Genomic DNA, 18062 nt, shown 5'->3' on the forward strand with positions numbered 1-18062 from the left:
CTAGGCGATGCGCGGGCGTCGCCGGAGCACGGCGGCCGCGTGTTCGGAGCGCGCGAGGGCCCGGCCGTGCGGCCGGGCCCTCGCGGTTCGTCAGTGGGCGGCGATGACCTCGCCGTTCTCGTCGTCGGGCTTCTTGACCAGGAGCGAGGCGGCGACGGCGACGAGGGCCATGCAGGTGCCCCAGACGAAGGCCTGGTGGATGCCTGCGGCCTCGGCGGCGACCTTGGTGGCGCCGGCCTCCATGCTCGCGGCGGCGCCGGTGGTCATGAGGGTGATGAACACGGCGGTGCCCGCGGCGCCGGCGACCTGCTGGAGGGTGCTGACGATGGCGCTGCCGTGCGAGTAGAGCTCCACCTTCAGCGATCCGAGCGAGGAGGTCATGAGCGGGGTCATGAGCATGCTCAGGCCGATGCTCATGAGCACGTGGATGACCACGACGAACCGGCTCGAGCTGGACTGGTCGAGGAGGGTCATGAGCGCGAGCGAGCCGGCGACGGCGACGGACCCGGGGATGACCAGGGGCCGGGGGCCGAAGCGGTCGAACAGGCGCCCGACGATGGGGCCGGACAGGCCCATCGCGAGGCCGCCGGGCAGGACCACGAGGCCGGTCTCCAGGGTGGTGAGGTCGAGGACCTGCTGGAGGTAGATCGGCAGGAGGATGAGCGAGCCGAACAGGGTGGCCATCGAGATCAGCAGCATGATGACGCCGACGGTGAAGGGGCGGCTGAGGAACGGCCGCAGGTCCATCAGGGCGTTGCCGGTGCGCTGGAGGCGCAGTTGGCGGAAGACGAACAGCGCCAGCGAGGCGAAGCCGGCGCCGATCGCGACGGCGGGCGGGACCGGGGTGTGGCCCCCGCCGGCGGATTCGCCGATGCTGCTGAGGCCGTAGATGAGGCCGCCGAAGGCGATCGCGGAGAGCACGGCCGAGAGCAGGTCGAACTTGACGGCGCGCGGTTCGGTGAGGTTCTTGATGAGGGCCCCGCCGAGGACGAGCGCGAGGACGGCGATGGGCAGGACCGACAGGAACATCAGGCGCCAGCTGCCCTGGGAGAGGATGAACCCGGAGAAGGCCGGTCCGATCGCGGGCGCGACGGCGATGACGATGGTGATGAACCCGATGGTGCGTCCGCGGCGGTCGGCCGGGACGAAGGTCATGACGGTGGTCATGAGCAGCGGCAGCATGACGGCGGTGCCGCTGGCCTGGATGACGCGGCCGGCGACGAGGACCGAGAAGTACGGGGCCGAGGCGGCCAGCGCCGTGCCGGCGGTGAACAGCGCCATGGCGGAGATGAAGACCGCGCGGGTGGTGAAGCGCTGGAGGATGAGGCCGGTCATGGGGATGACGACGGCCATGGTGAGCATGAACCCGGTCGTCAGCCACTGGACGGTGGCGGCGCTGAGGCTGAACTCCTCCATGAGGCGGGTGAGCGCTACACCCATCACCGTCTCGTTGAGGATCATGACGAACGTCGCCACGAGGAGCACGCCGAGCACGAGTTTGATCTGACGCGGGATGCCGGTCTCCGGGGTGTCGTCGGCCGTCTCGGGTGCGTCGGCCGGTCGCTGGTCAACGGTCATGGGGGAAGGTTCCTTCGGTGGTGTTCCTGGCCGGTGCCCACGGCCCGCCGGGCCCTCGGGGATGGCGGGGGCGGGGCGGGCGCACCGGAAGCGTCAGTGACTGTCAAACATTACAGTTGCTACCATCCGATTCATGTCCGCCGGTGGGAGTCTGCGAGAGGTATCACGTCGGGCCGTGCAGTCTCGGATCGCACGGACCGCCGAGTCCCTGTTCGCCGAGAAGGGGTTCGAGGAGACGACGGTCGACGAGATCGCCGAGGCGGTGGGGATGTCCCAGCGCAGCTTCTTCCGGTACTTCGCCTCGAAGGACGAGGTCGTGTTCGACAGCTTGGAGCGCTTGAGCGAGGAGCTCGCGCAGCGGCTCGCGGCGCGGCCGCTGGAGGAGCCCGCGTGGGACTCGCTGCGCCGCTCGTTCGATCCGGTGGCCGAGCGCTTCGCCGATCCCGAGCATCGCGACCACGACGCGGCGATCCAGCGGATCATCGACCGCAGTCCGAGGCTGCTGTCGGCGTACCTGGGCCGGCTCGAACGCCTTCAACGGGCGTTGACGGACGCGCTGGTGGCGCGGTCGGTCCGCCGCGCGGAGCGCGGGCAGGACGTGGTGGTGCTGCGCGCGATGGTGGGCGGCGCGTGCGCGTGCCTGCACGCGGCGACGGTCCACGCGGGGGCCGACCCGGAGGTGTTCGGCCCCAGTCTGGACCGGGCGATGGAGGCCTTGCGGCCCGCGGAGGTCTGAGCCGGGCTCGGGTCTCGTCGGGCTCAGTGGTGGTGCTGGTGGACGACGGCGTGGCCTTTGCCTCGGCCGATGAGCCAGCGGTTGACCGGGACGGTGATCACGAACGCCAGCGCGAGCGCCGCGGCCAGGGAGATCCAGAACCGGGGGTCGGCGAGTCCGGCGTCCATGGCGCCGGGGATGGCGAGCATGAAGGCGTTGTCGACGATCTCCATGACGGCGATGGAGAGGGTGTCGGCCGCGAGGGCGACTTTCAGGGCTTGGCGGAAGGTCAGTCCGACGCGCATGACGCCGCGCATGGTGAGGGCGTAGCCGAAGACGAAGGCGAGCGCGATGGCGAGGACGATCGTGGCCGCGCCGTGCCAGCCGAGGGCGGTGCCGATGACCATGCCGAGGACTTCGCCGATGGCGCAGCCGGTGAGGCAGTGGAGGGTGGCCGAGACGGCCATGCTCCAGGTGGCGGGCGGGTGGTCGGAGTGGGGGTCGGGGTGGTTTGAGCGGGAGGGCTCGCGGTCTTCACGGGGGTCGGGGTCGTGGGATTCGGGGTCGTGGGCTTCGTGGCGGTTGGATTCGGAGCCGTGGGGTTCATTGCCTTGCGGCTCATGGCTTTGGGGTTCGGCGTCTTGCGGCTCGTGGTCGGCGTGGTCCACAGTGCGGTTCCTCTCGTGGGCGGCCGGTCTCGGCGCGGCGGACGGGCGGGGGCCGGTGACGGTCCGTCCGGTTCCGGTGGCGAACCGCGGGATCCCCCGCCGGGCTCGTTCGGACTCCGGCGACCCGATCAGTATCCGCCGCAACCGGCTCCAGGTCACGCGCAATCGCCGCACGGGCCGCCGAATCCCGGTCGACGCCGGCCTGGTTCGGGCGGACCGGGGCGGCCGGCCACGAGGGGTCGGGCACGGCCGCGGCCTCGACGGCCCTGGACGAGATTCACGCGGCGGCGATCGGCGACCACATCGCCGCTTCGGTCTGATCCCGTCGTGAGCGTCGGGGCGACCCGCCCCTCACGGGCGCGGGTTGTTCGTTATCGCCGTCGGCTGGGCCGTCATCTCCAGCACCCGCCCCTCATCGGCGCGGGTTGTTCAGCGCGCTTGCGGGGCGGGCCGTTCGGATGATCCTCACACTCGCGTCGAATGCGTTTGTCGAACCGTCGCGACCGGTGCAAGCTGGTCCGGGGCGCGCTGCGGCGGCCCCTGCCGCCACTGCCCGATTGGACCGCCGTGACCGATTCCGCCCTGCGCGACCGCACCGACCCCGCCCTGGCGAACTGGCGCAACGCCGTGTTCGCCGTGTTCGCGCTCTCGGGTTTCGTCTTCGCCAACTGGGCCGCGCGCGTGCCCAACATCCGCGACATCCTCGAAGCCTCGACCCAGGAGATGGGCATCCTCATCCTGGGGATCGCGATCGGCGCGATCATCGGGCTCGTGGCCTCCAGCCACGTCATCACGTACATGGGCGCGACCAAGGCGATCAGGTGGTTCCTCGCCACCGCGGCCGCCGGGCTGCTCGCGCTGGGCGTGATCGCGCAGTTCGCGCCGAGCTACTGGGTGCTGTTCGCGGCCCTCATGGTCCTGGGCGCGGGCAACGCGATCCTCGACGTGGCGATGAACCTCTCCGGTGCGGCCAACGAGCGGCGCATCGGCAAGACGCTCATGCCGATGTTCCACGCCGGGTTCAGCGTCGGCACCATGCTCGGGGCCGGGCTCGGGGCCCTCACCGAGCAGCTCGGCGTGCCCGTCGGCGCCCACCTGGGCGTCACCGGCGCCGCGGTGGTCGTCGCCGCCCTCTACGTGGTCCGGCACCTCCAGCCGGCCGAGGAGCCGGTCGCGCCCGGTTCGGCCACCGGCTGGCGGACCCGCCTGACCTCGTGGACCGACCCGCGCATCCTCGTCATCGGCCTGATCATCCTCGGCATGGGCTTCGCCGAGGGCACCGCGAACGACTGGCTGGGCCTGGCGATGGTCGACGGCTACGGGCTGACCAACCCCGGCGGTGCGGCCGTGTTCGCCGTGTTCGTCACCGCCATGACCGCCGGGCGGTTCTGCGGCGGGATGTTCCTCGACCGGTTCGGGCGCGTCCCGGTCCTCGCCGGGTCGGCGTTCCTCGCGTTCGCCGGCCTGCTGCTGGTCATCTACGGGCCGAGCACGCCGTTCGCGGTCGTCGGCGTCGTCCTGTGGGGCATCGGCGCGTCGCTCGGGTTCCCGGTCGGCATGTCGGCGGCCGCAGACGACCCGAAGCGGGCCACCGCGAACGTCGCGGCCGTCGCCACCATCGGGTACACGGCGTTCCTCATCGGGCCGCCGCTCATCGGCCTCCTCGGCGACCAGGTGGGGCTGCGCAGCGCGTTCCTCGTGGTGCTCGTGCTCGTGGCGATCGCGCTCGTCGCGACCCCGGCAGCGCGCAAGCCGAAGCACCTCTGAGCGGGCCGGTCAGGACCGGCGGTCCTTGGGGGGCTTTCGGCGCTGCCGGCGCGTTCGCTCGCGCAGGTAGCGGCGCCGGAGGGATCGCAGGCCGTAGCGGGAGGCGTTGCGGTCGCGTGCGATGTTCTTGTCGAGGATCCGCTGCTGCTCCCAGATCGGCTTGAGGTTGAACCAGCGCTGATAGCCCAGGCCTCCGATGAGCCCGGCGATGAGCGCGAGGGCGAGGGCCGTGAGCAGGGCCCGCATCGCGAACTCCCACGCGGAGCCGCCTTCGGGCTCGCGCAGGTGCGCGGCCGCCGAGCCCGCGCTCGCGAGCGGGAGCACGATCGCGAAGGTGATCGCGAAGGCGGGCAGGGAGTGGTGGCTGGAGTCGAGCGAGTTCCTCCCCCGGTTGGCGTCGGCGGCGGCGATCTCGGCGTCGAGCCGCTTCGACTCGGCGAGGGACGCTTCGGTCTCGGGGTTGACGCGCCGGGCGATCGCGAGGGAGGCGAGTGCGGCGGCCCAGAGGATCAGGGCCGAGCCGAGCGGGGCGGCGAGGCCGATGAGCAGGGCTTCCAAAGGCGGTCTCATCGGCGGCTCCGCTTGCGGCCGCGCAGGGCGACGAGGGTGGTGAGGAGGACGGCTACCGCGCCGAGGGCCGCTGCGATCGTCCACATCGCGAAGGCCACGCCCCAGCCGGGGACGGTCCACAGCTCGCCCATGGCGGTCCTCTCGTCGCGGAGCCTGATGCGCACATACTAGGTCGGCGCCGCGCGTAGGACGCTTGTGCGTTGCGGGGCAGGAAGAACGGTCGGCGTGCGGGTTGACAGGCGGTGCCGCCGAGGCGACACTGTGTCCTCATGTCGAAGCCTGCAACGCACTTGCGCCGACCGGTCGCGCGCCTCGCGATCGCCGCCGTGGCCGCGGTGGCGGCCCTCATCGTCGCCGAAGGGGACGCCTTGTCACATCAGACGCCGGATCCGACCGACCCCGGCCCGCTCTACTCGCTCGTGGACGACCCGCTCGGGCGCACCTACCTGCGGGTGCTGGGCCGGCCCGACGGCGCGGACATGGTCTACCGGATCTCCGGGGCCGTGTACGCGGACGTGCCGGGGGACGCCCTGGCCTCGGGGCCGCGCCACGGCGCGAAGCTGTTCGGCTTCGAGGGGTACAACATCCGCCGCCTCTACCGCGATCCGGGGACGGATCAACTGCGGCTGCTCACCCGCGAGCTGGTCTTCTACACCGACCCGGCCGATCCGACGCGGATCCTCACCGAGTGGGCCAACCCGGCCGACGAGCGCACCTACCCGGTGGTGCCGGTCAACAACGACGAGGTCAACCAGGGGCCGTTCCCGATCGACGCCGGGTTCACCGGGCCGCCGGCGCAGACGGTGCTCGACCGGACGGTGTGGACGCTCGACATCCCGCCGCGCACCGACCTGGGCGCGACGCTCGGGGAGGACTTCGGGCTGCCGGGCGGGATCTACACGACCTGGGAGCTGTTCGACTTCACCGTGGACTCCAAGGAGATCCGGCGCAACGCGGGGCACCGGGTCCCGACCGGGGCGATGCCGGTGGTCGGCACGTGGAGCCGGGTCGGGCCGTGGCCGCCGTTCATGTGCCTCTCGGAGGCCGACACCGGCGGGGCCGGGGTGGTCTACCACGCCCGCAGTTGGACGCTCGACGGCTACGAGGACCTCGAGCCGTGGATCAGGGAGGCGGTCGAGGCGGACTATCCGCTCTACACGGCCGCGCCCGAGGCGCCGAGGCAGAGCCAGACCTCGTGGAGCTCGTTCTGGGCCAAGGAGCTCGGTGAAGGCGCGATGAGCTGGGCCGAGTGGTGCGAGGCGAACGGGAGCTGAGGCTCAGCCGAACTCGGTGAAGGCCGGGGCGTACGTGAAGGGGCCCTTGCGGTCGGGACGCCAGGCCGCGAGGGTGCGGATCTGGAAGGCCGAGGACCAGGCGGGGTCCTGCGGGGTGACGCCGTGGGCCTCGGCCGGTTCGAATCCGAAGCGGCCGTAGTAGGCCGGGTTGCCGAGCAGGAGGATCGCGGGCTCGTCGCGGGCGTCGGCGGCGGCGATGGCGGCGTGCATGAGGGCCGAGCCGAGGCCCTTGCCGTGGAGGGCGGGGGCGACGCCGATGGGGCCGAGGCCGAGGACCGGTTCGCCGGCGAGGCGGCCGTACGAGCAGACGACGTGGCCGGCGACCGCGCCGTCGACCTCGGCGACGAGGGAGAACTGCGGGAGCCAGTCCTCGGTGCCGCGCAGGGCGTCGACCAGGTCGGCCTCGTGTCCGGAGGCGTGCGGGGCGGTGGCGAAGGCGGCCTCGTGCACGGCGTGGACGGCCTCGCGGTCGGCGGCGGTCTCGCGTCGGATGAGCGTCATCGACCGAGTATCGCGGCCCGGTCGGGGCGGGGCAAACGAATTGCGGGGCGCGGCCGGGTGTTCCACCGGGCGGGACCGGGCTCCCCGGGAGCGGACGTACGGGACTATATTCATAATTGTCAATCTTTAGTTCCAATTTCCCCGCCGCATCCGCAAGGGTGCGCGCCAAGTTGAATGGGAGCGCTCTCATGGAGCAGTCGAGAATCCGGAGCCGCCGCAGGCGGTTCGGGGCCGTGGCCGTGGCCGCCGGGGCGATGGTCGCCTCCGCGGTCGCCGTGGTGGCGGCGAACCCGGCGCACGCCGCCGCCTGCGAGTCGGTGGACTACACCGTCGTCAGCGACTGGGGCGCGGGGCATCAGGCCACGGTGTCCCTCACCGCCGGGACGGAGGGGGTCGACGGCTGGACCGTGGGCTTCGACCTGCCCGCCGGGGCGACGGTCGGGTCCGCCTGGAACGTCGAGTGGACGCAGACCGGCACCGCCTTCACCGGCTCGGACGTCGGCTGGAACGCCGCCGTCGCCGCGGGCCAGACCCAGGAGCTGTTCGGGCTCATCGTGAACGGCGGCTCGGGGCCGGGCGAGATCACCGTCAACGGCGTCGCCTGCGGCGGCGAGCCGTCCCAGACGAGCGAGGAGCCGAGCACGCCCGACACCTCGCCGTCGCCGGAGGACCCGACCGACGATCCGACCGAGGAACCGACGGAGGAGCCCACCGAGGATCCGACCGACGAGCCGACCGATCCGCCGGAGCCGGGCGAGTGCCCGGCGGGCGCGGTCTGCGACGGCTTCGAGGACCAGACCGGCACCGTGCCGGGCGGGGCCTGGACCGTCGGGGCGAACGACTGCACCGGGACCGGGACCGCCACCGTCGACACGGCGGTCTTCAACAGCGGGTCGCGCTCGGTCCGCATCGACGGCGGGGAGACCTACTGCAACCACGTGTTCATCGGGCGCGAGCTGCCTGCGGACACCGAGTGGTTCCGCGTCTACATGCGCCACAGCACGCCCCAGCCGCAGAGCCACACCACCATGATCGCCATGGAGGACGTGAACGACAACGGTTCCGACCTGCGCCTGGGCGGCCAGAACAGCGCCTTGCAGTGGAACCGCGAGTCCGATGACGCGACCTTGCCCGAGCAGAGCCCGGCCGGGGTGGCGCTGAGCGAGCCGCTGCCGGTGGACGTGTGGACCTGCGTGGAATTCCAGATCGCCGGCGGGAACCTGAGCACCTGGGTCGACGGCGCGCTCATCGAGGGCCTGGTGGTCGACGGCGTGCCGACGCACGACGTGGACTCGCAGTGGCTGTCGAGGGCCGGGTGGAACCCGACCTTGGTGGACCTGCGCCTGGGCTGGGAGAGCTATGGCAACGACGCGGACACCCTGTGGTACGACGACGTGGCCTTCGGCACCGAGCGGATCGGCTGCTGAGCGGCCGGTGAAGGACTCGGCGGCTGAGCAGCGTGCCGTGGAACGGCCGGGATGCACGGCCGGCCGGTGAACGGCACCGCCGCCGAGCGGTAGGGCCCGGACCAAAAGGTCCGGGCCCTACCGTGCGAGGAAGGCGGGATGCCGCTCGAAATCGGGCTGTTCGGGGCTGCGGCAGGCCGAAGGCGCGGTGCGGCGGCCGCACTTCTCGGGAATCGGCGGTCCCGCGATGCTCGGCCGGTGAAACCCCGTGCGGCGATTTCGCCGCGAGGATTCCGCCATGGGCGTAACCGGTGGAAACCGCCGGGCGTGTCGGCATACCGTGAAGCATGGCTGAGACCTTCCAACCCCTGAACCCCGTCGCCGACGCGGCCCAGGACGGACCGCCCGCGACCCGAGAACCGCTGTGGCGCGACGCGCTCGGCGAACGGTTGCGCGCCACCCGCCACGAACGCGGCGAGACGCTCTCCGAGACCGCCGACCGCGCCGGGATCTCCCCGCAGTACCTCTCCGAGATCGAACGGGGCCTCAAAGAGCCGTCGAGCGAGATGATCGCGGCGGTCGCGGGGGCGCTCGAGACCACGCTGGGCGATCTGGCGAGGTCGATAGCAGAGCAGTTGCTGTTCCAAGGCGCCCTGCGCAGGCGGGCCGGTCGAGAGAGGGCCGGGCGCACCGAACCGGAGCGGACCGCCGTCGAGGAGCCTGCGCCGAACGATGCCGCGGAGCTGGACGAGGCGGTCTTCGAAGGCGCTGCGGTCGACGGAGCAGTCCTCGAAGGTGCTGCTTCGCTCGACAAGGCCTCGGTGGAACGCGCCGAGGCACAATCGGGACCGACCTGCCAGGTCGCCTACGCCCTGGCGGCGTAAGCGACCCGGTCAGCGTTAGACCGGAACGCGCCAAGCTTGGCCGCTAAATCGCGGCCGGGCTTGGTCGATCCCGCTTTCACTATCGCTCTTCTAGGACGTGGTCGATCAGGCCGTAGCGTTTTGCTGCGTCTGAGGTGAAGACCCGGTCCCTGTCGGTGTCGGTTCGCAGTGTTTCGGCTCGCTGGCCCGTGTGCTTGGCCAGGATCTGCTCGATGCTGTCGCGCACCCGCACCACCTCGTCGGCCTGGAGGATCAGGTCCGGGATCGTGCCGCGGCCCTGGGCCGCGGGCTGGTCGAGCACGATCCTCGCGTGCGGCAGCGCCGCCCGCTTGCCTTCGGCCCCTGCCGCCAGCAGCACCGCCCCGACCGCGACCGCCTGGCCCACGCACGTGGTCGCCACGTCCGGCTTGATGTACCGCAGCGTGTCGTAGATGCCGAGCATCGCGCTCGGGTCCCCGCCCTCGCAGTTGATGTACAGGCGGATGTCCCGGTCCGGGTTCGCGGCCTCCAAGTGAAGCAGTTGCGCGACGAGGGCGTTCGCGACGCCCGCGTCGATCGCGGTGCCCAGGTAGATGATCCGCTCGCTGAGCAGATGCGAGTAGACGTCCATGACCCGCTCGCCGCGGGCGTGGTCGACGATGACGTTGGGAATCATGTAGCTGCTCATCGGGCGCCCTCCTCGGCGGGAATGCGCAGGCCGATGCTCTGGCGGACCTGCGGTGCGATCTGGTCGAACGAGGTGACGATCTCGTCCACGAAGCCGTACTCGACCGCTTCTCGCGCGGTGTACCAGCGGTCGCGCAGCGAGTCCTCGAAGACGCGCTCGGGCGGCTGCCCGGTGTCCGAGGCGATGAGGCCCAGGACCGTGTCACGGGTATGGCGCAGGTCGTTGGCCTGCAATTCGATGTCGACGGCGGCGCCGCCGATCCCGGCCGAGCCCTGGTGCATGAGGACCCTGGCGTGCGGCATGACGCGGCGCTTGCCCTTGGTGCCCGCCGAGAGCAGGAACTGGCCGGCGCTGCACGCGATGCCGAGCGCCAGTGTGGACACGTCGCACGGGATGAGCCGCATGGTGTCGCGGATGGCGAGCATCGAGGGCACCGAGCCGCCCGGGGAGTGGATCCACAGCGAGACGTCGGCGGCCGGGTCGTCGATCGCCAGCGACAGGAGTTGCGTCGCCAGGAGCGTCCCGTTGTCGTCGTCGAGCACGCCGTCGAGGACGAGCACGCGCTGCTGGTACAGCTCGCGCCGCGCCCGTTCGCTGAACTGCTGCGGTTTCTGGTCTTCGCTCATGGATCCACAGTGCGCGGGCGCGGGGCGGGGGCGCAAGCGGATCCGCCGTGAGCGGATCCGCTGTGGGCAGCGCGGCCCGGTGGATGCGAGAAGAAGGTGCTTCACCTTCCCGCCCGGCGCGGTGAATCGAGCACCGCTGCCCCTCGGTCAGGAGGCGGCCTCCCATGTGAAGCCGTCGGGGTCGGTGGCGGGCCCTGCGACGCCGCCGATGGTGATCCGGTGCGAGCCGCCGCCCTCGATCGGGATGCCGAGGTCCTTGGCGAAGGCCTTGCGGGGGTACAGGGCCAGGTTGACGGGGCTGCCCGCCGCTTCGAACTCGGTGTACTTGCGGCCGTAGCTCTTCGCGACGGTCAGGCCGTGATCGGTGTAGAACTGCTTGGTGGCGTTCATGTCGGTCGTGCCGAGCAGGACCGTGAAGGAGTCGAACTTCTTCTCCACGGGCGCCGAGTCTTTCTTCGAGGAGCAGGCGAGCTTCCAGATCGCGCCGTCCGGGGCCTGCGTGATCGCGCCGTACCCCCACAGGGACTTCGCGGCGGGCTTGAGAACGGTCGCGCCGTGGGCGACGGCGGCTTCGAGAAGGGCGTCCACGTTCCCCGGCTGGCTCGCCACGAGCGACAGCGAGTAGCCGCGGAACCCGGTCGAGGGCGCCTCGGCGGGCTTCAGGCGCACGAGCGGCTCCAGTTCGAAGGCCTTGGAATAGAGGGCCTCGGAGGCGGCGACATCGTCGGCTTCGAGCGTGATGTATTCGATGGAAGTCATGGTCACAACCGTAAGCGCGGGGACGGGTCCCCTGCTTCTCGAATCCTGATCATCTCGGGCCCCTGCCCCGCAATGAGCGGGCTCCGGCTTCTACGCCGTCTCCGGCGGGCCGCTCCCCCGCCGGGCGCGGGCTCCGGGGCTCGGGTCCGGTGGGTCGCCGGGCGGCGTGGCCGGGGCTCGTGGCCGCCGTGGTGCGCTCCTGTCGAACGCGACCGGCCGCTCGGCTTCAGCGGGCCTCGCGCGGGGCGCGGTGCTCGACCGCAGGACCAGCCTCGGGAGCTCGGAGGAGAACAGTCGCTCGCCGGTTCCATCGACCGCTTGCAGCAGCAGGTGGAAGCCGCGACTGCCGAGGCCCGCGAAATCCTGGTCCACAGTGGTCAACGGCGGGGACCACAGCTCAGCCAGGGGGTGGTCGTCGAAACCCGCCACCGAGACGTCCTCGGGCACGCGCAGGCCCGATTCGACCAGGCCCCGCATGACGCCCATGGCGATCTCGTCGTTGCCGCAGAACACGGCCGTGACCTGCGGATCGGCCGCCAGGTCGCGGCCGATCGCGACCCCGCTCCTGGGATCCCAGGTCGCGTCCCGCACCGGCGGCACCGGCGCGCCCGCGGCGGTCAGGGCCCTGCGCCAGCCCGAGGTCCGCCCGTCCACGCGCCGCGACGGCGGCACCCGCACATGGTGGACCGTCGCGTGGCCCAGGCCCAGCAGGTACGCCGTCAACTCCTCGGCGGCGGCGGCCTCGTCGAGCACCGCCTGCCGGATCCCGGTCTCGCGCGTGCCCGAGAGGGCGACGACGGGCAGGTTCGCGGGGATCTTCTTGAGCGCCGCGACCCCGGCCGGATCGAACTTGAGGACCACGACCCCGGCCAGCGCCTGCGTCAGCGTCGCCGCGATCGCCCGGTCCACCTCGTCCTCGTCGGCGCTCTCGACCACGGTGATCATGACCGTGTACCCCTCGGCGCGGGCGGCGATCTCGACCCCGCGGATCGCCTCGGCGTAGCCGTAGCGGGAGGTGTTCCCGGCGATGACGGCGATCGTCTGCGACTTGCGGGAGACGAGCACGCGCGCGGCGGCGCTGGGCCGGAAGTCGAGTTCGGCGATGGCCGCCTCGACCAGCTCGCGCTTGGCGGGGCTGACCTTCGCGGCGCCGGTGAGCACCCGGGAGACGGTCGGGACCGAGACCCCGGCGCGCTCGGCGACGTCCGAGATCGTCGGGTTCTTGAACCGTCCGGCCATGTCCGCCGCCCTCCTGGTCGTCACTTCACCGCTCCGCTGGTGATGCCGGAGATGATCCTGCGCTGGGCGACCATGAACGTGATCAGCAGCGGCAGGCTCATGAGGATGATATAGGCGAAGATCAGGTGCCAGTTCTGGAGATACAGGCCGGCGCTGGCGACCTGGTAGAGGTTGAGCGGCAGGGTGTCGATGCGCCCGCCGATGACGAACAGCGCGTAGAACACGTCGTTCCAGATGTACAGGCAGATGAGGATCGTCGCGGTCGCGAGGACCGGGCGCAGCAGCGGCAGGATGATCCGGGCGAACACGCGGACGGGGCCGGCCCCGTCGACGCGGGCGGCCTCTTCGAGTTCGTGCGGGATGGTGCGCACGAAGCCGGTGACGAAGAAGATCACCGTGGACAGGTACATGCCCATGTAGACGCCGATCATGCCGAGCGCGGTCCCGGCCAGGCCGAGTTGGCGCAGCAGGAGCACGATGGTGACCACGGCCGGGGGCAGGACGATCCCGGAGATGGCGAGCGCGTAGATCGCGGCGCTCAGGCGTCCGCCGCGGCGTCCGAGGATCCACGCGGCCATGGAGCCGAGGACGAGCACGCCGACCACGGCCGGGACCATGACGAGCAGGCTCCCGAGGAAGCCGGTCGTCATGCGTCCGTCGGCGAACACGGTCGCGAAGTTGTCGAGCAGGCGCCATTCGCTGGGCGGGGCGAGGTTCGGGTCGAGCGCTTCGGCCCGGTCCTTCGCGGCGGTGGCGATGACGAGCCAGAACGGGACGCCGAGCACGAGGACGGCGACGAGGATCGCCGCGACCGGCTGGAGCGGGAAGCGGCGGCGCGGGGCGCGCCCGGGCCGCGAGGCGGACGCGGGCGGGCGCGAGGGCGCGGTGGAGGCGGCGGTGGTCACAGGACGTCCTCTCGCTTGCGCAGGAACCGGATCACGGGGAAGGCCAGGACGGTCACCGTCAGGAACAGGACCAGGCTCATGGTGGTGGCCTGGGCGAACAGGCCCTGCCCGAAGGTGCGGAAGATGAAGATGTTCAGCAGTTCGGTGGTGCCGCCGGGCCCGCCCTCGGTGGTCGCCTGGACGATGTCGAAGCCGTTCATGGAGCCGAGCAGCGCGGTCGCGACGTTGAAGGTGACCGCGGGCGCGAGCAGCGGGAACTTGATGGAGCGGAACATGGTCCAGCGGCCGGCGCCGTCGAGGCGCCCGGCCTCCAGCACGTCGTCGCCGATGGTCTTGAGCCCGGCGAGGTAGATGAGCATCGACAGGCCCATCCACTTCCAGGCGTGCACGATAGCGACCACCACGATCGTCCAGGTCGTGTTCCCCAGCCACGGGATCGACACGTCCGATCCGGTGAGGAGGCCGATGATGCCGTTCAGGGCGCCGTCGGGTTTGAGGAGCGCCTGGAAGATGTAGCCGACCGCCAGCGCCGACATGATGACCGGGACGAAGAAGGCGACGCGCACCGCGCGGTTGACGCGGGTGTCGCGCTCCAGCAGCAGCGCCAGGCCGAGCCCGAAGAGGTTCTGGAAGATCGCGACGAGGACCGCGTAGACCAGGGTGACCTTGAGGGCGTTGAGGAGCGTGCCGTTGCCGAACAGCGACGCGAAGTTGTCGAACCCGGCGAAGTTGATCTCGCTCTTGAAGCTCGACCAGTCGGTGAACGCGTACACGAAGTTGAACAGCGTCGGGACGAAGAAGAACACGACCAGGACCGCCAGCGCCGGGATGAGGAACCACAGGGGGTGGTCCTTCCGGTGGGGGCGCGCCGCCCCTGTGGCGGGCGTGAGGTTCGTTGACACGGTGCGGGCCAAGCCTTTCTAGTGCGGGCCTTGCTGGTGCGTCCGGGGCGGGGGCGCGGACGCGCCCCCGCCGCCTGTACTAGAAGCCCTCGGCGCCTTGGGCCTTGGCCAGTTCGTTGAACTGGCTCTGGGTCGCCTCGGCGACCTCGGCCGGGGTCTTGGTGCCCTGGATCATGTCGGCCAGGTAGATGTACAGGTCCGGGTTGGCGATGGCCGAGGCCTGCATGGAGCCGACCGAGCCGCCGAGCGACTCGCTCACGGACAGGAGCGCGTCGGGGACGTCCGCGGGCGTGTCCACACCGGACTGGAGGGAGACGGTGGACTGGGCGTCCACGAAGCCCTGGTAGCCCTCGCCCATCCAGTACGACAGGAGCTGGCGGGCCGCCGACTCCTGGTCGGCGTCGCCGGTCCGGAACGCCACCAGCGCGTTCGACTGGTCGGGGATGAACGTGCCGACGTTGCCCGAGGGGGCGATCGGGAAGAACCCGATCTTCTCGTTCAGCTCATCGGTGTCCGCGAGGGACTGGAGCTGGCCGAAGAACGAGTTCACCTGGACGACCATGGCCGCGTCCCCGGCGAGCAGGGCCGCGCCCTGGTCCTCGAACGTGGCCGTCTTGATGTCCTCGTTGAACAGGCCCTCTTCGATCAGGTCGTTGTAGGTGTCGATCGCGCCCTGGATCGCCGGGTCGGTGAACTCCTCCTCAGCGGCGTTCACGCGGTCCCACAGGCCGTCGGCCGCGGCGTCGGCCAGCTGCACCTGGACCCACCACTGGGTGCCCCAGCGGTCGGCGCCCATCTCGTGGAACGGGGTGACCCCGTCGGCCTTCAGGTCGCGGGCCAGCTCCACGAAGGCGCCCCAGTCGGCCGGGGCCTCGGTGATCCCGTTGGCCGCGAACACCTCCTTGTTGTAGTACACGCCCTGGACCGCGGGGGTCGTGATGAGCGTGGCGTAGCGGGTGCCGTCCAGGATGCCGGTGATGTCGCGCAGCTCCGGCTCGTACGCGTCCAGCCAGGGGGCGTCGTCGAGCGGCTGGAGGTTCTGCGAGGCGTTGAGCGCCGTCAACTGCGACGCGGTCGGCTGCCAGAACGCCAGGTCGGGCTTGTCGCCCGTGGCGACCTTCGTCTGCACGCCCTGCTCGTAGGGGTCGGGAACGGTGACGACCTCGACCTCGGCGCCCGTCAGCTCCTCGAAGCCCGCGATCACGCTGTCGGGCACGGTGTTCGAGTTCTGCGCGGCCCAGATCGTGAGCGTGGTGCCGGAGAGGTCGGCGTCCTGCGCGGGCCAGTCGACCGGGCCGCCGGAGCCGGAGTCGGCGCCGGGATCGGCGCACGCGGTCAGGGCCATGGCGCCGGCGGCGGCGAGCGCCAGCGTGTAGCGGAACGGCTTCTTCATTGAATTGCTCCTAATTTCCGTATCGGGGAATCGATGGCGAGGCGCAGGGTGCGGGCGGCGAGATCGGCGCCGTCGGCCTGCACGGTGAGGGTGCCGGCGGCCGCGTCCCACTCGGTCTTCCACTCGGGAAGGCCGCTGGGGAACACGGTCGCGGCGGTGACGGCGCTGCCGGCCAGGTGCGGGAAGCACAGTTCGACGGTGGACGGCCCGCCCCGGCGCCAGACCGACACGTGCGCCTCCCCGTCGCCTTCGAGGGCGAGGGAGGTCCACGGGTCGTCCCAGCCGGGCAGGCCGGTGGGCCAGTGCGGGCGGCCGCTCGCGACGGCGGCGCGGAGGGTCTTCGCGACGCGCACCGCCTCGGCGACCATGGCGCGCTGGCCCTCGCTCATCCGGTTCAGGTGACCGGAGACGTAGAAGCGGCCGAGCAGGCCCGTGACGAGGCAGAACGCGACCTCTTCAGCGGTCATCCCCGGCTGGGGGTAGGCCCAGTTGGCGGCCTGCTCGGGCAGGAGCGCGACCGGCGCGGCGGCCGCGATCGGCGGGAACTTCGTGAAGTCCTGCTGGTCGGAGGTCGACTGCATCGCCAGGCGCGAGAGCATCGCGAAGTCCATGCGCATCGCGCCCGAGGAGCAGTTCTCGACCACGAGGTCGGGATGGCGGTCCAGGAGGCGGTCGATCCAGGCCAGGTGGGCCCGGTTGTGGCCCAGGAGGCCGTCGCCGACGCTGTCGGCGTCGCGGTCGGTGCCGGGCCCGGGGTTGACGTTGTAGTCGAACTTGAAGAAGCCCACGCCGAACTCGGCCACGAGCCGGTCCACGACGCCGTCGAGGTGCGAGACGGCCGCCGGGTGGCGGAGGTCGAGGTGGTAGCGGTGGTGCTCGACCACGCGCTGGCCGTGGCGCAGCAGGAAGGCCTCGTCGGGGAGCGCGTCGGCGACGGGGCTGTGCACGCCGATGACCTCGGGTTCGAGCCAGAGGCCGGGGACCATGCCGGCGGTGCGGATCGCGTCGATGACCTCGCCGAGGCCGCCGGGGAAGCGGGTGGTGGAGGGGCGCCACTCCCCCACGGTGGGCCACCAGTCGCCGCTGTCGTCGTACCAGCCGGCGTCGATGCAGAAGACCTCCGCGCCGGATTCGGCGGCGGCGGCGATGAGCGGCAGGAGCTTCTCGGTGGTGGGGTCGCCGTCGAGGGTGTTCATGTAGTCGTTGAAGACCACGGGCATGGCGGCGTTGTCGGGGTGGGGGCGGCGGGCGGCGCGGCGGAAGTCGGTGAGGGCCGCGAGGGCGCCTTCGAAGTCGGCGCCGGCGGCGACGGTGGCCGGGACGGTGGTGAACGTGTCGCCGGGGCACAGGACACGGGTCCAGGCGGCGTCGGCGTCGGTGGGGCCGGAGAGGCTGAGGTAGCCGCCGGCGATGTCCTCGCCGAGTTCCCAGCGCCAGGGGCCGTTGTGCTCGATCTGCCAGGCCAGGGCGAGGTCGGTCGACACGACCGCGCCGACGGGCAGGTGGCGGCCGGTGGACCAGGTGCCGTCGGAGGTGCGCGACCAGGAGCCGCGCGGGTTCTGGGAGGTCAGGTGGGAGGCGAGGCGGGGGAAATCGGGGCCGCGGAGGGGTTCGCGGGTCCAGCGGCCCTCGCCGAGCCAGTCGCCGGTGCCCCAGACGCGGTCCCAGCCGGCGAAGTGGTCGGCCGTCTCGGGACCGGCGGCGCTGGAGCGGGTGAAGCCCATGGTCAGGGAGGGGACGGCGCGGAGCACGAGGGGCCGGGGGCCGGTCGCGCGGACCTCGATCGCGGAGCGGATCGCCGCGGGGGCACTGTCGAGGATCTCGAGGGTGACGGTGGCTTCGACGCCGTCGGCGCCTTGGCGGAGGGTGAGGGTGCGGCGGCCGCCGAGGTCGTGTACCTCGTGTTCGAGATATCGCAGTTTGGAGCCGAGTTCGGTGTGGGCGAGGCGGTCGGAGGAGGGCAGGTGGCCGTGATCCGCGGTCAGGATCTCCACGAGCGGCACGGCGTGGACCGCGAGGTCCGCGCCGGCGCGGGAGAGGCGCGCGACCCGGACCGGCGCGTCGGCGCCCCATGCGAATCCGAGCTCGAATCCGGCACTGCCCCAAGACAACTGATCGACCACGACACCCCTTTGTATGTGCTGCTGAACGTGAATTGCGAGGCCGCTGCCAGGCGGTTCGCCTGGT

At 71.5% G+C, this 18062-nt stretch carries 18 protein-coding genes; 5 read left to right on the forward strand and 13 right to left on the reverse strand.

Annotated features, from left to right (window positions below; translation table 11 throughout):
• Positions 1-90: 90 nt before the first annotated feature.
• Positions 91-1578, reverse strand: a complete 1488-nt coding sequence (locus tag IF12_RS0114550; RefSeq protein ID WP_035749164.1) for an MDR family MFS transporter — start codon at positions 1576-1578, stop codon at positions 91-93.
• 175 nt (positions 1579-1753) lie between these two features.
• Between IF12_RS0114550 and IF12_RS24230 the strand changes: the two genes are divergently transcribed.
• On the forward strand, positions 1754-2314 hold the full coding sequence (locus IF12_RS24230) for a TetR/AcrR family transcriptional regulator (RefSeq protein WP_051704415.1): 561 nt from the start codon (positions 1754-1756) through the stop codon (positions 2312-2314).
• 23 nt (positions 2315-2337) lie between these two features.
• Here the strand turns inward: IF12_RS24230 and IF12_RS0114560 are convergent, their stop codons facing one another.
• On the reverse strand, positions 2338-2961 hold the full coding sequence (locus IF12_RS0114560) for a DUF4396 domain-containing protein (RefSeq protein ID WP_231492610.1): 624 nt from the start codon (positions 2959-2961) through the stop codon (positions 2338-2340).
• Positions 2962-3528: 567 nt separating this feature from the next.
• On the opposite strand from IF12_RS0114560, the gene IF12_RS0114565 reads away from it, so the two are divergent.
• Entirely contained in the window at positions 3529-4728 is a 1200-nt protein-coding gene (locus IF12_RS0114565) for an MFS transporter (RefSeq protein ID WP_035749247.1), read from the forward strand.
• Positions 4729-4737: 9 nt separating this feature from the next.
• On the opposite strand, the gene IF12_RS0114570 is transcribed toward IF12_RS0114565, so the two are convergent.
• Both IF12_RS0114570 and IF12_RS25695 read right to left on the reverse strand, forming a co-directional pair.
• Positions 4738-5298 (reverse strand): hypothetical protein, encoded by a 561-nt coding sequence (locus IF12_RS0114570; protein WP_133884305.1) that lies wholly within the window; start codon positions 5296-5298, stop codon positions 4738-4740.
• On the reverse strand, positions 5295-5462 hold the full coding sequence (locus IF12_RS25695; protein ID WP_156036840.1) for a hypothetical protein: 168 nt from the start codon (positions 5460-5462) through the stop codon (positions 5295-5297). Before IF12_RS25695 ends, IF12_RS0114570 begins: the two co-directional genes overlap by 4 nt.
• Positions 5463-5567: 105 nt before the next feature.
• Here IF12_RS25695 and IF12_RS24235 point away from each other — a divergent pair, with 105 nt between their 5' ends.
• Positions 5568-6572: a DUF1838 family protein gene (locus IF12_RS24235; protein WP_081913613.1), complete on the forward strand. Its 1005-nt coding sequence runs from the start codon at positions 5568-5570 to the stop codon at positions 6570-6572.
• Between the two features lie 3 nt (positions 6573-6575).
• On the opposite strand, the gene IF12_RS0114585 is transcribed toward IF12_RS24235, so the two are convergent.
• Positions 6576-7094 carry a GNAT family N-acetyltransferase gene (locus tag IF12_RS0114585; RefSeq protein ID WP_030159536.1) on the reverse strand — a complete coding sequence of 173 codons (519 nt, stop codon included), beginning with the start codon at positions 7092-7094 and terminating at the stop codon, positions 6576-6578.
• Positions 7095-7282: 188 nt separating this feature from the next.
• Between IF12_RS0114585 and IF12_RS0114590 the strand changes: the two genes are divergently transcribed.
• On the forward strand, positions 7283-8521 hold the full coding sequence (locus IF12_RS0114590) for a cellulose binding domain-containing protein (RefSeq protein WP_133884306.1): 1239 nt from the start codon (positions 7283-7285) through the stop codon (positions 8519-8521).
• 326 nt (positions 8522-8847) lie between these two features.
• Entirely contained in the window at positions 8848-9384 is a 537-nt protein-coding gene (locus IF12_RS26235; RefSeq protein ID WP_081913614.1) for a helix-turn-helix domain-containing protein, read from the forward strand.
• Positions 9385-9463: 79 nt separating this feature from the next.
• Here the strand turns inward: IF12_RS26235 and IF12_RS0114600 are convergent, their stop codons facing one another.
• The 8 genes from IF12_RS0114600 to IF12_RS0114635 all read right to left on the reverse strand — a co-directional run bounded on the left by IF12_RS0114600 (position 9464) and on the right by IF12_RS0114635 (position 17998).
• Positions 9464-10051: a ClpP family protease gene (locus IF12_RS0114600; RefSeq protein WP_030159539.1), complete on the reverse strand. Its 588-nt coding sequence runs from the start codon at positions 10049-10051 to the stop codon at positions 9464-9466.
• Entirely contained in the window at positions 10048-10677 is a 630-nt protein-coding gene (locus IF12_RS0114605; RefSeq protein ID WP_030159541.1) for a ClpP family protease, read from the reverse strand. The genes IF12_RS0114600 and IF12_RS0114605 overlap by 4 nt, the downstream gene beginning before the upstream one ends.
• Before the next feature lie 147 nt (positions 10678-10824).
• Positions 10825-11436, reverse strand: a complete 612-nt coding sequence (locus tag IF12_RS0114610) for a glyoxalase (protein WP_030159543.1) — start codon at positions 11434-11436, stop codon at positions 10825-10827.
• A gap of 90 nt (positions 11437-11526) precedes the next feature.
• Complete coding sequence (locus IF12_RS0114615) at positions 11527-12675, reverse strand: LacI family DNA-binding transcriptional regulator (RefSeq protein WP_081913615.1); 1149 nt, start codon at positions 12673-12675, stop codon at positions 11527-11529.
• A gap of 20 nt (positions 12676-12695) precedes the next feature.
• Entirely contained in the window at positions 12696-13478 is a 783-nt protein-coding gene (locus IF12_RS0114620) for a carbohydrate ABC transporter permease (RefSeq protein ID WP_030159553.1), read from the reverse strand.
• A 98-nt stretch (positions 13479-13576) separates the two neighbouring features.
• Positions 13577-14482: a carbohydrate ABC transporter permease gene (locus IF12_RS0114625; RefSeq protein ID WP_030159555.1), complete on the reverse strand. Its 906-nt coding sequence runs from the start codon at positions 14480-14482 to the stop codon at positions 13577-13579.
• A 79-nt stretch (positions 14483-14561) separates the two neighbouring features.
• Positions 14562-15875 carry an ABC transporter substrate-binding protein gene (locus tag IF12_RS0114630; protein ID WP_030159557.1) on the reverse strand — a complete coding sequence of 438 codons (1314 nt, stop codon included), beginning with the start codon at positions 15873-15875 and terminating at the stop codon, positions 14562-14564.
• A complete protein-coding gene (locus tag IF12_RS0114635; RefSeq protein WP_051704417.1) occupies positions 15872-17998 on the reverse strand; it encodes a glycoside hydrolase family 36 protein in 2127 nt (708 codons plus the stop codon). Before IF12_RS0114635 ends, IF12_RS0114630 begins: the two co-directional genes overlap by 4 nt.
• Positions 17999-18062: the final 64 nt, after the last annotated feature.

The organism is Glycomyces sp. NRRL B-16210 (assembly GCF_000719515.1).
Classification (GTDB): domain Bacteria; phylum Actinomycetota; class Actinomycetes; order Mycobacteriales; family Micromonosporaceae; genus Glycomyces.